Origin of the sequence: Jeotgalibacillus soli (assembly GCF_000829435.1) — a bacterium.
Classification (GTDB): Bacteria; Bacillota; Bacilli; order Bacillales; family Jeotgalibacillaceae; genus Jeotgalibacillus; species Jeotgalibacillus soli.
In genome coordinates this window covers 450,657-465,660 of record NZ_JXRP01000018.1, presented here as the reverse complement: position 1 = coordinate 465,660, position 15,004 = coordinate 450,657, and the positions used below count along the sequence as shown (strand labels likewise).

14 protein-coding genes are annotated in these 15,004 nt (G+C 38.2%); all 14 read right to left on the bottom strand.

The genetic code is table 11. The features are described 5' to 3' along the window. Positions 1-401 precede the first annotated feature (401 nt). Entirely contained in the window at positions 402-1,226 is an 825-nt protein-coding gene (locus tag KP78_RS12705; RefSeq protein WP_041089461.1) for a TIR domain-containing protein, read from the bottom strand. A gap of 878 nt (positions 1,227-2,104) precedes the next feature. Continuing rightward, positions 2,105-2,953 (bottom strand): conjugal transfer protein TrbL family protein, encoded by an 849-nt coding sequence (locus KP78_RS12700; protein WP_041089459.1) that lies wholly within the window; start codon positions 2,951-2,953, stop codon positions 2,105-2,107. A gap of 15 nt (positions 2,954-2,968) precedes the next feature. Then, entirely contained in the window at positions 2,969-3,472 is a 504-nt protein-coding gene (locus KP78_RS12695) for a hypothetical protein (RefSeq protein ID WP_041089457.1), read from the bottom strand. Position 3,473: 1 nt separating this feature from the next. Continuing rightward, complete coding sequence (locus tag KP78_RS12690; RefSeq protein WP_041089454.1) at positions 3,474-5,054, bottom strand: VirD4-like conjugal transfer protein, CD1115 family; 1,581 nt, start codon at positions 5,052-5,054, stop codon at positions 3,474-3,476. Next, entirely contained in the window at positions 5,051-5,476 is a 426-nt protein-coding gene (locus KP78_RS12685) for a hypothetical protein (protein WP_041089452.1), read from the bottom strand. The genes KP78_RS12690 and KP78_RS12685 overlap by 4 nt, the downstream gene beginning before the upstream one ends. Before the next feature lie 12 nt (positions 5,477-5,488). Continuing rightward, positions 5,489-6,013: a hypothetical protein gene (locus KP78_RS12680; protein ID WP_041089450.1), complete on the bottom strand. Its 525-nt coding sequence runs from the start codon at positions 6,011-6,013 to the stop codon at positions 5,489-5,491. A gap of 16 nt (positions 6,014-6,029) precedes the next feature. Further along, positions 6,030-7,073 carry a lysozyme family protein gene (locus tag KP78_RS18705; RefSeq protein WP_235420921.1) on the bottom strand — a complete coding sequence of 348 codons (1,044 nt, stop codon included), beginning with the start codon at positions 7,071-7,073 and terminating at the stop codon, positions 6,030-6,032. Positions 7,074-7,120: 47 nt separating this feature from the next. After that, a complete protein-coding gene (locus KP78_RS20990) occupies positions 7,121-7,255 on the bottom strand; it encodes a hypothetical protein (protein ID WP_268747524.1) in 135 nt (44 codons plus the stop codon). Between the two features lie 381 nt (positions 7,256-7,636). Further along, complete coding sequence (locus KP78_RS12670; RefSeq protein WP_041089448.1) at positions 7,637-8,776, bottom strand: zinc-dependent alcohol dehydrogenase; 1,140 nt, start codon at positions 8,774-8,776, stop codon at positions 7,637-7,639. 761 nt (positions 8,777-9,537) lie between these two features. Continuing rightward, positions 9,538-9,717 (bottom strand): general stress protein, encoded by a 180-nt coding sequence (locus tag KP78_RS12665; RefSeq protein ID WP_041089446.1) that lies wholly within the window; start codon positions 9,715-9,717, stop codon positions 9,538-9,540. A gap of 125 nt (positions 9,718-9,842) precedes the next feature. Then, positions 9,843-10,307 (bottom strand): (2Fe-2S)-binding protein, encoded by a 465-nt coding sequence (locus KP78_RS12660; RefSeq protein WP_041089444.1) that lies wholly within the window; start codon positions 10,305-10,307, stop codon positions 9,843-9,845. A 1-nt stretch (position 10,308) separates the two neighbouring features. Further along, entirely contained in the window at positions 10,309-11,148 is an 840-nt protein-coding gene (locus KP78_RS12655; protein WP_041089442.1) for an FAD binding domain-containing protein, read from the bottom strand. Beyond that, positions 11,135-13,462, bottom strand: coding sequence for a xanthine dehydrogenase family protein molybdopterin-binding subunit (locus KP78_RS12650; RefSeq protein WP_041089441.1), 2,328 nt, complete (start codon positions 13,460-13,462; stop codon positions 11,135-11,137). Before KP78_RS12650 ends, KP78_RS12655 begins: the two co-directional genes overlap by 14 nt. Positions 13,463-13,876: 414 nt before the next feature. After that, positions 13,877-14,800: a S66 peptidase family protein gene (locus tag KP78_RS12645; RefSeq protein WP_041089440.1), complete on the bottom strand. Its 924-nt coding sequence runs from the start codon at positions 14,798-14,800 to the stop codon at positions 13,877-13,879. Positions 14,801-15,004: the final 204 nt, after the last annotated feature.

The following is a 15,004-nucleotide window of genomic DNA, read 5'->3' as shown; positions in this document are numbered from 1 at the left end:
TCTTGCCTGCATCATCAGTAACAATCTTCAATCGAATCTCTTTACTTGTTGAATACATAATACCGTATCTTCGTTTCAATGTAAACCCTTACTTTAAGGTAAAATTTGTTGCTTAGAGGCCGTAGGGCTGAGAACCGCAGGATGACAGTGAGACCCATTCAGAGGACCGGGCTTTTTGATCCGATTTGAGGCCTTTCATCTGTCTATCTAAATTTTGATCGACGGAGCTTACACGAGCATAGCCAATTTTCATAATATCTCTCCTTTACGATTGAACAACTCTGAATGAACACTTTATCACCTTGATAGTACTACACTTACAAATGTTCGCACAGGGTCTACTTAGAAAGAACAGAAAAGAACCTCTATCCTGAAAAAGATAAAGGTTCGAGTTTAAATATTTATATTTTATTCATATCAATATTATATCCAGACTCTCTCATTTCTTTAGCTAGTTTACTTTTCCAAGAATCATTTTGATCCATTGTTATATAAACTACCCCCGAGATATCATTCGGAGTTTCTACTCCACCTTTTACTAATGCACATACATTACTTCTTCCGATTTTTCCCATTAAAAATCCATGTTCAAAAACTACATTTTGTCTAGCTCTAGGTTGCAATTGAGGTTCTTCTTCTTTTTTTGCTCCTACATCACACGGAGTATATAAAACAATTCCGAACCCAACATTAGAGTACCTTTCAATTTTTTCAATGATAGTTTGTCCTCGGTTAGCTTGTTCATGTAAAATGATAGCTTCCAACCCTAATTTTTCAACAAATCTGGCTACTTTTCCTTCAGCTAATTCATCGTGACCATGAACAATAAATACCTTTGATCTATCAATGAAGTTCTCGACTTTGTTATTTTCTTTTTTGCTAGTCTGTAGCTCTTTTGCGGCACTGGATAGTAAATTTTTTGTAATATCTTTTGAATGCCTTTCATAGCCTACTACATCTTCTTTACTAACATACATAATTAAATCCGAAGGCATGTTATTATTTTCGTACTCTGAAAGCACTTTAGAGGGTTCCTCAGTAAGTTTAATCTCAATCCTTTCGATCTTATCTCGTTTGATAAAATACCCATCGAATAGGAATTCTTCATCTTGAAGGTAAGGAATTACTATATCTTCTAAAACTTCATCCTCGTTTTTTATATCTAGTTCAAACATCTCTTTATATTTACCTTCAGCTTTTGCTCTTATTAAAACATGGTAAAACATACAATGATCGCCCCATACTATTGTTATTTGTTAGTAATATTATAATATATTTATTTTATAATTGTATACGAATTGGAAAAACCGAAGACTTTAGGTCGTATTATTATGCATACGAAGCAAAAGGAATTGAAATACCAGCTTACATTGAACCCTTAAATGAAAAATTCAATTTTTCCAAATAAAAAAAGCCCTCCGCGATAGAAGGCTTTTAATGTCTACTTTATTTAGATTTTTCTTTTCACTTTAGAATGACTAAACAAAGCTGATACTTCATTTATCATTAACAAAATTTTAGTAATAACAAACCCCACTATAGAAATTATCTATAGTGGGGTTTTTTGGTGGTTAACCAATTATAATTTCATTGGTGGTTTAAAAGTATAAACGAACTTGTATCTTTATTCCCTATCAGTTAATCCAGTACCTTAATCCAGAAACATCTAAATTGTAATAGTCAATACAAAAAGTATATTAACTAAAACCGAACAGAAATTGGTTTTTTAAATTTGAATGTGCAAAATAACAATTAAATCAGTGCAAATTATCGAACAGAGTGAGCCACAAGATTGATTTAAGTCAATAAGGGTTAATTGAAAAAAATTTTAATGGACTGGTAAAGAGACTTGCTTACAGCCATATCAACAACCGCAACATCTTTAATCGTTTGAGCTACTATAAACTTTCAATCACCTACATAAAATCCTACATGTCCAACGTGATTTTATAATTATCAAACAAAGTATACAAGATCTTTCGAATTTATATCATTCGGAAAAATCTGATGCCCTCCACCTTAAACATTTTGTCCCATAAATAAAACTTGAACCGTATGACTAACTATTTAAGTTTTATTTGTTTTTAAAGCAGTGAGTTTCAAGCTATCTTGTTACTCCCCGCAACATGCTTATTCTCGTTGCTATCTTCCCTGCTTGACCTATTGCAGCTTTTCCAGATCCCGTAGCATACCACATGTGTCGGGTAACGCTTGGTCCTCGAATTAACAAAACAGAAAAACCAATAATCAACATGAAACTCCACCAGGTAATGTCATTTGATAGTAATTGAACCATCCCAGCCATAATGGCGACCTGCACAACAATAGTGGTTACTTGCGAAAGCACTTCACGCCACCAGACCGAGGCATAGTTATTATCATCAGCGATAATAGATATGGCTGCCCAAACCGATAATACTTGCAGTAATATTAAATCTGCATGGTAGATACACATTTTCACTGTGAATACTGTAACTCCGATGGTAATAATCCCCAAAACAATGATCAACATTATTTGAGAACCTAAAAACTCACCTAACTCACTAGCCCTCAATACATCAACCACCCCTTTTGCAGAAGACTCCCCCATCGACTTAAACATATATTCTCCTAAAGGATAAACAACCTTCCCTACAATGAACAAGAGAATGAATGGCATTATTGGAATCATAGCACTTGCTAAAAGAGTTCTGACGACAATATCAGATAATGCAATTTGGTTTGATCCTCCACTAGCCGCATTTTGAATCATTGCTTGTACCACCTTAAATGAAACCAAAACCAACATAACTGCCGAGCCAATTACTAGAAAAACCCCATATAGATCTATAAAAAAATTCGGCATTTTATCATGTGAAAAAACGATATCAGATAAAAATATAAAGATAGAGTCAAAGATACTTCTGAATGAACTTTCAAAAAAATCAAGGATCTTTCCTTCAAAGTCAAACATCGAATTTCCCTCTCTTTATTGAACTGAATTTATTTTCCAGTCGCCATCTTCCTCAACCATTTCGACTAAACCACCACTGTTACCGAGACCTGATTCAGTTCGTTCAAGTTCATATGTAACTATTTCATTTTCTTCGTCCACTTGACCCGAATTTACTGTATATAGATTATAAAACCCGACTGTTGGATCATCATTAAGATTTTCGTACATCTCTTCAAGAAAAAATAACTCCGTTTCCATGAATTTCGATTTCACTCCATCATTTGCAATAATAGCCTCCTGAACAGCCGTCATATATTGTTCTGTGAAATACGGCTCAAATTCAGCCGATACAATGTCTGCAACTTCTTGTACATCTGAAGAATCTTCAAGCAGAACTTCTTGTTCACCGTGGGAATTTAAAAACTCAACTAGACTCGCTCGACTTTCTTTTGCAGCACTCTCTTCATCAAAGCCACCACAAGCAGACAAGATAGTGATAGCGACAAATAATAAAGCCGTTGAGATTCTCTTTTTCATATCAGACACCTGCCTTTTCCTGTTCTTTACGCTCTTCTTTTAATTGATCCTCATCCTCGTCGTCATCCTCAAACATTTGAAAGAAATCTTCTGCCTTCCTGCTCGTGTCCTCCAAATCATTTTCTTTAGGATCTTCATCTTCTCTAATCTCTTCTGAGGTAGTTGCTTGCTTCTGCAGCTGCTTGTCATCAAATTCTTGAACGCGACTATCAAAGGCTTTGAGTGACTCTTTTGAGGGTGAATTTTGATAATCGTTCTGCGATACTTTAAACAGTTCAGCAGCATTCGGAAAAATCTCAAATTGTTTGGTTTTCTTTGCAATAACCGGATGTTTTCCGGCGATCACAACAATGGATTCCTCCGTACTCATTGTTAAAATTTCATCTAAGTTCTTCAAATCACGTCCCGTATAGCTATAACTTTCACTCGAAGAGGAACTGTCTCTCTGTCCTCTTGAATGAGAGCTTGATTCTGTCTCTACTTTCACCGTCGCTTTTCCCATCAATTCCATGAAGTACTTGGCGGTGGTTTCATTGACATTACCTAAACAAATCTTGATCGCACAGTTGCCTAAAATGGATTCAGCCTTCTCTCTTCCGTAGATGGCCTGCAGCTGCGTGATGTTTTGAAGTATTGTGGAAACGCCGATGCCATATCCTCGGCATGTGGCCAAAAATTTTTCATAGTCATCGAATTTTCCCAGATTCGGAAATTCATCAAGGATGAAAACGACCGGCTGCGGCAGCTTCGCGTGATGTTTTGATCCAATGCGGTATAATTCTCGAAACATTTGATTGAAAAAGAGATTGATAAGACCTTCCCATGTACTGTCCATTACGGGAATAATGACATAAAGACAAATCTTCCTCATCCCGACTTCTCCTAGATAGAAATCAGAAAAAGATGAAAACCTCGCGACTTCCTCATCTACAAAATCTCCGATTGTGGTTAGTAATGAAATGATGATGCTCGCTCTCGTTTTTTCCTGTGACTTTTTAAATCCAAGCTCATACGCTCTTCGTGCGGGATGCAAGCGATCTAGTTTCATAAACTGGTTATCAAGGGCTGAATCACCATCTTCATCTACTTCTGGGTCAAACTCCTGCAAGAAATCCAGTACGCCTGACATGTTACGCTGCTCTGGGGGCATTTCATAAACCGAATACAAAATGAGCGCTTTTAACAGAGAGAATTGAGAGTTATACCAAATGTCTTTACGTTTCGGATCATTCTTTGCTGCTACAATGGTATTTGCCACAGTAGACGCTTCAAGATCTTTGCGTACATAATCAAATGAATTATAACGATCTGACTTTGACATATCCGCAAAGTTCACCACATGAACCGCGTAACCCTGTCTCTCTTTAATACCGGCCGTACTTTCATACACTTCACCCTTAGGATCCGTGACCACAATGGAACACTGACGCTCGTTAATGACATTGGTTATAACATACGATTGGGTTTTAAAAGATCCCGGACCTCCAACCACAAAATGATTACGATTTGGCGCCTTGCTGTTTGTCGGCTGAATAATTAATCGTTTATCCATTTCACCTAAAATAATCCCGTTGGTCTTCATTTTTCGTCCTCCTTCATGGAAAGACTCGTTTTCAATTCTTTATAAATCTGTTCTCTAGATCCTGCTATAAACTCTTCATTCGTAAAGATCTCATTTGGTTTGGCTAACCTTGCTGACCCGTGGCTTTGCTGTCGTTTATCCACTTCCCAACCTTCCTTTTTTTTAGAGGTCCATCTCATCGCAGCAATCAATGAATAAAACACAGCGACTACTTCTAACACGATAAAGAGTGGATTTCTGGTCTCGATTAGGTTTTGTACCGTTTCCCATGGATTTGTCACAATCAAACCGAAGCTTTCTTGAAAGAACGCTCCAGATAGATTCTCTTTATTTTCACCAATCATCGGAAGCATGGCCGAGACGATGATCACGAGAGAACTAATAAAAAGAAATACACCGGTAAAGATCAACATTCTTTTCATCGTAAAATCCCCTTATATTTCTGACTCTGGATAAATAGCGCCAACATTTTCGTAGTCTGATATGATCCACTGACCCTCTTTTTTTGTAACACTCACGCTCAATAGTTCTGATCGTTCATACGTATTCCCGTCTTCAATGGAATACGTGGTATCAAGGATGACAAAGATCTTTTCTTCACCCTTGTCACTGCGCGGATCTGCATACGTTTGAATATCGGTAACATTATTTTGAAATGAAATCTCGGGAACATCAGTTGCAGCTAATTTTTTCAAGTCTGCTACTATCGACTTCTCTGCTCGATCTTCAAGATCATTGAACCGGGTAAGATAGTTATCATTATCATAATGATAAAAACTCTTAAATGTATTTTCAGTGAATGTTAAGGCTGTGTCGTCAGCCTCTTCTGCTAACTTCTCTTGCTCTTCTGACGGTGCTGAAATCTTAGCTTCTGATGACGTTGTTAGTGATCCCACCCACAACAGACCAAAAATAATATTTCCTAACACCAGAACGCCTATGATGGTGAATTGTTTCATAGCCTCACTTCCTTCGTTAAAGCCCTAAAATGATTGATGGATCTCGAAAATATTCAAGATTTTTCGCTTTTTGATAAAACACACGGTGTTCGAAATGAAGATGATTGCCGAATGAGTATCCTGTGTTTCCACACCCTCCAATACGTTCTCCTTGTGCCACTTTTTGTCCTTCTGATACATCAAGTACAACTAAATGCGAATACGCTGAAAACTCATTCTCCGCATGTTGAATCACAATAAAATTGCCATATCCATATGGATTCCATTCAGCCACCAGGACTTCTCCTTGTTTAACCGAAAAAATAGAATCATTTTCATCACATATAAAATCAACGCCTTGATGAAATTGAGTTCTGCCCGTTCCAGGGTCTTGTCTAAACCCGTAAGGAGACGTAACCACAGGATTACTAACGGGTAATGCCCATTCCCCTAATGGATTGGTTTCGATGTACTCCCCTTCACCAGTCAAGTTCTTCATAACGCGGTTCACATAGTCTGGATCACCATACCGGTCCCATCCAAGCTTTGAGGCTTGTTCATTTGAAAATTGCTGTGCCAAATCGAGTGAATGCCGATTTCCATTGATTGAAATGAATCCTATATATCCAGAGCCGAAATTGTACGCCTGAACAATTGTAAAAAAATCTACACCTGCTTTTTGTCCACTTTCTAATACTTGCTTAAAATAAGAAACACCAGCATCCACTGACTTAACCGGGTCTTGTATCGCATTTGGTGGCAGTCCAAGACTCTCAGAAGATTGCATAATATCTAAAGTGTCGCTGCTCCCTAGTTCCTGATACATCAAAGCCAGAAGAAAATCAGTGTATTGCTCCACACCATATTTTTCAGTGTATTCTTCTAGCAGGGGACGCCATTTTTCAATATGCTCCGGTACTATCGCATCTCCTTCGATGGTTCCGATCGATTGAGGTGTCTCAGGTGATTCAACATTGGCCCCCATCATGGCTGCGATTGACAAGACAATCATCATGACGAAGATTAAAACACTATAGATGATCGGTTTTTTGAATTTATTAATTAATATCGCTGTTTTCACCGTGGTGGCGGGCATGCGTTTCACCTCACTTATGCATCCTCATTTTCCTAATCTTCAATCCCAAGCTCTTCTTTTAATCTCTTCATCTCCGTTTGCGTGGTTTCAATTTTTGACTGAATGTTTTTCTCTTGATTGTTTTTATCCTCCTTTTTCAACTCATCATCGCTCAAAACCTTATCCAATTCATCCTTCATTGGCTACAATTGCTTTTTCAAGGCGAACCTGTTGAATATACTCATTTGGAGATATACCTTTATGCCAGATACTATTTAAAAAATTGTAATTCAATCATGCAAGCAGGCTAACGTAATGGGTTCATTGAAAATGATTTGAAAATAGAGATTTGTTGCAGAAGAGCAAAAGTGCGGGAAATGGATAAGCTGATATATTTGATGAATAATCCCTTTTCTACAAATGAATAAAGTATATACACTTTTAAGTTTGATTAATGCTGTTTAACATTCACCAAATCGACGATTGCTAAATTCTGAACCCATCTAGAAACATGGAGAAAAAAGCATACCCAGCTGGATATGCTTTTTTTCCCCCTGTTTATCGTAGGTTTAAGGTTTAAGAACGACTTTCACACACTCATCTTCATGATCATTAAAGATTTGATAAGCTTCACTTGCCTGGTCTAGAGACATTTTATGAGAAACGATATCTGTCGAATCAAGATCACCTGCTGTAATCATTTTAAAGAGCTCTTGCATGTAATGTATAACTGGCGCTTGACCCATTTTCACTGTAATATTTCTTTCAAATATATTACCTAGCGGAAACATATTGTATTTGGCTCCGTAAACCCCAGTAAGCTGAATAGTACCATATTTTCTCACTGCGTTTATCCCCGTTTCGATTGGGCCAAGTGATCCTCCATGCAGCTTCAGCTTTTGCCCAATTTCCTCCATAGTCGATTTTTTACCATCCATACCTACACAATCAATTACAGCGTCCACACCGCCCCCTGTTATTTCTTTAATGTGGAGGCCCATATTATTGAATTCATCAAAATTATATATCTCAACATTGTTCATCTTTTTGGCACGTTCAAGTCTATATGGAAGATTATCGACTGCAATGACTCTTTTTGCACCTTTCATCCATGCAAATTTTTGTGCCATTAAACCAATCGGTCCGCACCCAAGTACAGCAACCGTATCTCCATTTTTCACACCAGCACTTTCAATGCTCCAATAGGCAGTTGGCAGTACATCAGACATAAACAGCAAGGCCTCATCTTCAAGTTCAACAGATTCAGGAATCACGAATGGCATAAAATTCCCATAAGGAACACGCAAGTATTCAGCTTGTCCACCTGGGTGGTTGCCATAACGATCTGTAAATCCAAAATATCCTCCTGTATCAATTTCTGGATTTGGATTTGAGTTATCACATTGGCTCTCTAAATCATGCTGACAATAGAAACAGCTGCCGCATGAAATGTTAAATGGAATAACAACTCTGTCCCCTTTTTTTACTTTTGTTACTTCTGGTCCTACTTCTTCTACAATACCCATAGGCTCGTGACCAACTACATAGTCTTTTTCAGCTGGCAAGGCTCCTTGATAAATATGTAAATCTGAGCCGCATATTGCTGTTGATGTAATGCGTACGATAATATCGTCTTTTTGTTGAAGCTTTGCATCTGGAACCTCTTTAACTTGCATATCCTTCAAACCTTGAAAAGTAACTGCTTTCATACGTAAAACCTCCTAATAAATAGATAATTCTTATATACCCATCCAAATATGACATATGTGTTTTATATATTTTTTTGGTTATATTTAACTATGATCTAATAAGAACCATGATTATTTTGTATTAGCTCTTTCACTTTCAGCTGAATTTAATACTAGGAGGAAAACTAGTTATGAAAATATGAAGCAGCTTTCTTTACTTTAAGAGCGTAAAAAAGTAGTTATATATCGTAACAAATTATAATAAAGCAACATTTAAAGTTGGCCTGTTGATTTCCGCTCCAGAGACTCGCTTTCCGCGGGCGGTCCGGGAGCCTCCTCGGCGCATTCACTCCTGCGGGGTCTCCCGTTGACTCGCTTCTCCCGCAGGAGTCTCTCCCCTTCCACTCCAATTAACAGGGTGCAAGAATCAATATCAGCCTATAAACTAAGGTAAAAAAAGAAGAAAATCATCCTAAGATGATGTTAAAAATTATTCTTTACGCTTATTCAAACCTCATTTATTCTTCTCGTTTAGATAGTGAAAGTTTGAGAGGAATATCTCCTCAAATTTTCTATAAAAAACCTGAAAATAGAAAAAATGCTTACAAGACAAAAAAACTGATTCAAAAGAGTCGTCGTTCAACGATCTTTTGAGTCAGCCTCTTTTTTTATTATGATGGTTGTCTGTATCGAATTCCCTTTTGTTCAATAGGCTATAAAAATCTATCTGCAATCATTCATCAATTGAAAACTTAATTGACATTAAAGCTTTCCTTTAAAACCTATTTGTTGTTGCGGGCTTCTGCACACATTTTACCGATTTTTTGAAAATGCTTTTTATCATGTGACTTAGCATTCGCTTTTCCACCTTTTTCACCAATGTCTTGGTAAAATCCTTTATCATGATTCTTCGCCGTTGCCTCTCCGCCTTTAGTCCCGCATCTTCCTGACTCTATTTTCATTTTTGATTTTCGTCATTAGAAATTCCTCTTCTAAAATTGGATTTTGGTCGTACACTTGTTTCATTCCCGAGAACACTTATGCAAAACACACTGAAAATATTCTTTTAATCTTAAAATCAATTTCGTTACAAATTATTATTTTCGTTTAAAACCCTTCTAATAGCCTTTTCTATTTCCTCATAACCTGTACATCTGCAGATATTTGATTCAAACCATTCCTGAATTTGTGTTGAATGTGCATGTGGGTATAATTGGGACAGGGAATAACCATTCATGATAAATCCAGATGTACAATATCCACACTGAAATGCAAATTCCTCTACAAACGCCTCTTGAATACGGGTATTCTTTAGCCCTTCAATCGTCAAAATATAATGACCTGCTGTTTCTACCGCAAGGATCAAGCAGGATTTCATTGGCCAGCCATCTAGATTTACTGTACAGGCCCCGCAGTCCCCATTCAGGCACCCCGGCTTTGATCCTGTTAACCCAAGCTTTTCTCGAAGCACAAATAATAAAGTATCTGCTTCCCGGATTGCCACCACTCTGTTTTCCCCGTTTATCTGTAATGTAATTGAAGCAAGACCCATGCTAGGCACCAGCTCCTTCCAGCGTTTCTACTACATCCAGCAACGTATTTTTTAAAACAAAAATACGATACTCATCAGATCCTTCCACATCATTTAAAATCGGTTGCGGTAAATGCTGAATGGCAAGTTCAACCTTCTCCTCAGTAGAAAGCTCCTTTCGATTTAACATACTCTCCATTTTCAGTGATCTAAATGGAAATGGACAAAGTCCGGCAATCGCAACTCTTATTTGGTTTTCTACCTTTATAGAATTGACTGTAATCAGTGGATACCCTACATTCCATTGCTGCCGCCGTTTGATACTAACAAATGGTGATTCTATATATTTTGATTGCGTTTGTAATTGAACTATAAATTCCCCATTTTCTAACTGCATTGTTTTACAAAAGACATTGTTGATCGGGTTTTTTTGGAGACCATTTTTCCCTGCAATCAGAACCTGACTATCTGTTAACAAAAAAGGCAAAACAGCTTCTCGATAAAAGATATTTCCACAAATATTTCCGCCAACAGTTATTTTTAATCTGGAAGTATGGTCTGCAATTTCTTTTGAAATGTTTGCTAGTAGAGGAAAGTAATGGTTCATCCCAAGCTGGGCTAGGGTTAACGAAGCACCAATTGTTAAAGTGTCGGAGTTATGAGCTAATATGTTACATTCTGAAATCCCTTTAAGATCGATAACAGCGTTTGTATAAAGAAGATTTAATCTTCCTAACGTTATGATCTCGGTTCCCCCAGCATAATACATTGGTTTTTTCCCCATTGAGGAAAGAGATCTAAAAAGTGTCACTGCTTCATCGATTGAATCTGGCTTATAATAGTCAAAATCAAATGAGATCACTTTTTCCCTCTCTTTCTCTCCAAATCAATTCTGGCGTCAGGGGTAATTGGTGAAGGGAAACACCGGAAGCCAGTGATAAGCAATTTCCAAGTGCGGCCGGCATTCCTAAAATACCATGTTCACCTACACCTCGTGCTCCGTATGGGGCATCAAGTTGGGGGGTCTCAATAAAACCAACAGCATACTCCGGGTGTTCACCGAAATGAATCGGTCGATAGGTTCTTAGCTGATGGTTAAGTACTCTGCCTAGTTGATCTAACCTGAACGTTTCACGCGCAGCAAACCCCAATCCCATACTCATTGCTCCTGTGACTTGGCCCCTTGCTGCTTTTTCATTTAATACTTTCCCAATATCAATTACGGAGGTGGCTTTAATGAGCTTATATGTATAATCTCTTCGATCATATTCTACCTCTACTACCTGTGCACCCACTGTCCATTCTGGCCCGGGATTGCCCGCTCCAGTTTCGGGATTTAGCGGTGTAATATTCCGTAGTATATAATTTCCTCTCCCAATAATTTGACCACCAATCGAATTTCCATTTTCAAACGTATAGCCGTAGGCAAGCTCTTCGAAGCCTAAACCAACAGTAGGGTCATCTCTTAAAAACACGCGGCTGTTCGCTACAATTAAATCGTCGATAGACGTTCTAAGCACACAGGAAGCAACACTCTTGAGCTGTAAAATGGTATCGTCGGCTGCTTCTAGTACTGCTCTACCTGCCATAAATGTTCCTCTGCTTCCCACCGTCTTCCAATGCTCCGGTGTGGTTTGTGTATCCACGTCCATACGAACAAAAATATGGTCAACATTCATTTTTAAATATTCGGCAAGAATTTGCGCTAAGATGGTTTTAGTACCTGTCCCGATTTCAACCACTCCTGACATAAGATTAAGCGTCCCATCCTTATTAAAGGTTATTATGACTCCCGAGCTCGCATTGGATGGGATCGTCGAAGTCTTCCATATACAGCTCGCACCTTTTACACGGACAAATCTTTTATCTACCTCTACCATCTGCCCCTCATCCCAATTGCTTAATTCCTTTGCCCGATCAATGCATGCTCGAAGGTTGCCGATATTACTGTGATTTAATTTTGTTTGAGTTGGTGTAGTATGACCTGGAAGGATGGCATTTTTATACCTTAGTTCAAATGGATCCATCTGCAGTTTTTCAGCTAACAGATCCACCGTTCTTTCAAAAGCAAACAAAAGCTCAGAGTGACTGAACCCGCGATAAGGTGAAGCATAAGGATGATTTGTATACATACAAAAGGAATCGCACCAAATGTTTTCAATATGATAAGGACCCGTACAATCCACTGCCGCTGCTCTGCTTAAATCAATTCCCTTGTCAGAATAGGCACCTCCATCAAACAAATAAAGAATTTCAGCTGCTTTAATAAATCCGTCTTTAGAACAGCCTAGTTTGACTTTTGCATCTAAACCAATATGACAGGGTGAGGTAATGATATCTTCTTCCCTTGTGTTCTCAAGCTTTACTTTTCTCCCTCCTACAGCTTTAGAAGCCAGGTAGGCAATTAGTTCCAACTGTACAGCCGCCTTCCCTCCATATCCTCCCCCAACCAAAGGTGTATTCACAATCACCTTCCCCATATCAATTCCAAAATACATACTCATTAGTTGTTTAATCATATATGGAGCCTGGGAGGACGATGAAACGATAATAGATTCATCTGATCGTATCTCTACAATGGAGCACCTTGTTTCAATCGCTGCATGATCAGAGGGAGTAAAAGAATAGCTATCTTCCACAATTACGTTACTTTCTCTCCATCCTTTATCCATATTGCCTTTTCGGATTTTAAATCGACTCGCAATATTTGTTCCAGGAATCGGAGTAATATGCTTAGCTCGTTTATAACAATCTAAATGTTCATGAACAAGGATTGTATCCGGTTTTATCGCTTCACTCGGAGAATTCACCACAGGGAGAAGTTCATAGTCAATAGCAATTAAATCAGCCGCCCTTTTAGCCAAAATAGGATCATCCGCTACCACTACAGCTAAAGGTTCCCCATGATACCTAACTTTGTCCTGTGCAAGGATTGGCCGATCCTGGATTGCTTCTCCGACCAGCGGTACCTGTTGTCCGGTCACGATACCTCGTACTCCCTGTACCTTCCAAGCGTTTTGTATATTAATGGACTTAATTTTGGCATGAGCATACGGACTAATGACCATTTTAGCATGCAGCATAGAAGAAGATTGATAATCGCCTGTGTATTTTGCCTTTCCTGTTACCTTATCGAGAGCTTCTTTACGGATTATGCTTTTTCCAATCGTCTCCACGCATTCCACTCCCTGTTTCCTTTATAAAAAGGCAAGCTTATTCGTTGTTATAAAGGATTATATTCTACTTACTTTGCCTTTTAGAATAGCGTTATGAATTAACTCCTCCCTAGCTTTTAAACGATCGAAAAGATTTTTCATCATTACCACTGTTTTTTCTTTCATTCTATCGATTGTAATAAGATAAATAGCTATTTAATATGCATATACATTATAGCTCCCATTAACGATCTCTATTTTTTCAGCGATACTTGATTTATTTCTTATTATTCATTTCCTGCAAAACGTTCAAAGGAAGAGAAAATGAATACATCTGTTGAAAAGATACTTTATGTAACGAGCCTAGTACTATTTGAATAGAGCAGGAGGTGGCAATTCTCCACCCTCCCCCGCCCTCTTCACTACCTTAAGTACTTATCGGCTTACAGCCGGTTCCAAAAGTGTAAGTGTGTTATTCATGGTGTTGAGATTCATATTCGAACCAATCAGAATGGCAGCTTTATAGTATCCGTGTCCTGAAGCAAGATTCGTCATAAGCGGCTTATCAAGCGTCACAATGTATTCGTTAATTAAATCTGTGTAGGATTTACCATAAGCAGGAGCACAATTCGTACATTTCCCCATTATAATTCCTACGCAATCATCAAATTTCCCCGCAAGCTTTAAATGCTCGATGTAACGGTATACAGTATTGATTGGCTCGTGTGTTTCCTCTAAGAAGATGACTTTACCCGCTGTATCTATTTCGTACGGTGTACCAAGTGTGCCGACAATAGACGTCAAATTCCCACCGACAATTGGCCCTGAGACGTCTCCTCGCACTCTGCTGACCAGTGACATACTTGGAGGATTTTGAAGGGGTCGAGGAACTGCAATAGAAGAGGTTATGGTAAAAAATTGCTCGAAATTATAGGAAGGAGTACTTGGTTTAAAATCAATCAAAAGCAAGCTGTGTAACGCAATTATGTCAGAAAATTGATATAAAGTGTTTAATAATACAGTAATGTCACTATATCCACTAACAATTTTTGGGTTATTTTTAATAAATTGAAAATCCAGGTAAGGTAAAATACCTGCTACACCCACACCGCCTCGTACAGGCAGGATCATCTTCACTTGAGTATTAGAAAACATACTCATCAAGTCTTCCGCACGTTGTTCAGCCGTTCCGGTTAAAAATCCATTTTGTTCAAATACATACTTCCCCAGTACGACCTGAAGGCCTCTTTGCTTTAAAAAATCGATTCGCTCATTGATCACCTGCGAATCAAGGGGACTCCCAAGCGATACTATGCCAACAGTATCTCCCCGCTGCAGAGCTGGCGGTTTGATCGCCATCAGCTCACCTCCTCTTTATTCACTGCCGTTTCATAGCTTATGAAGGAAGGATGAAGATTAGCATGAGGAATCATTGAATATAAATGATTTGTTCATTTTTCCCCAAAATCATTCACTCTGCTTTAATATTCATTTCCACTTTCTATAATAGAAAGTTTTTGCAGATGTTTTTAAATCCGAAATTTAACCATCTGAAAACATGAA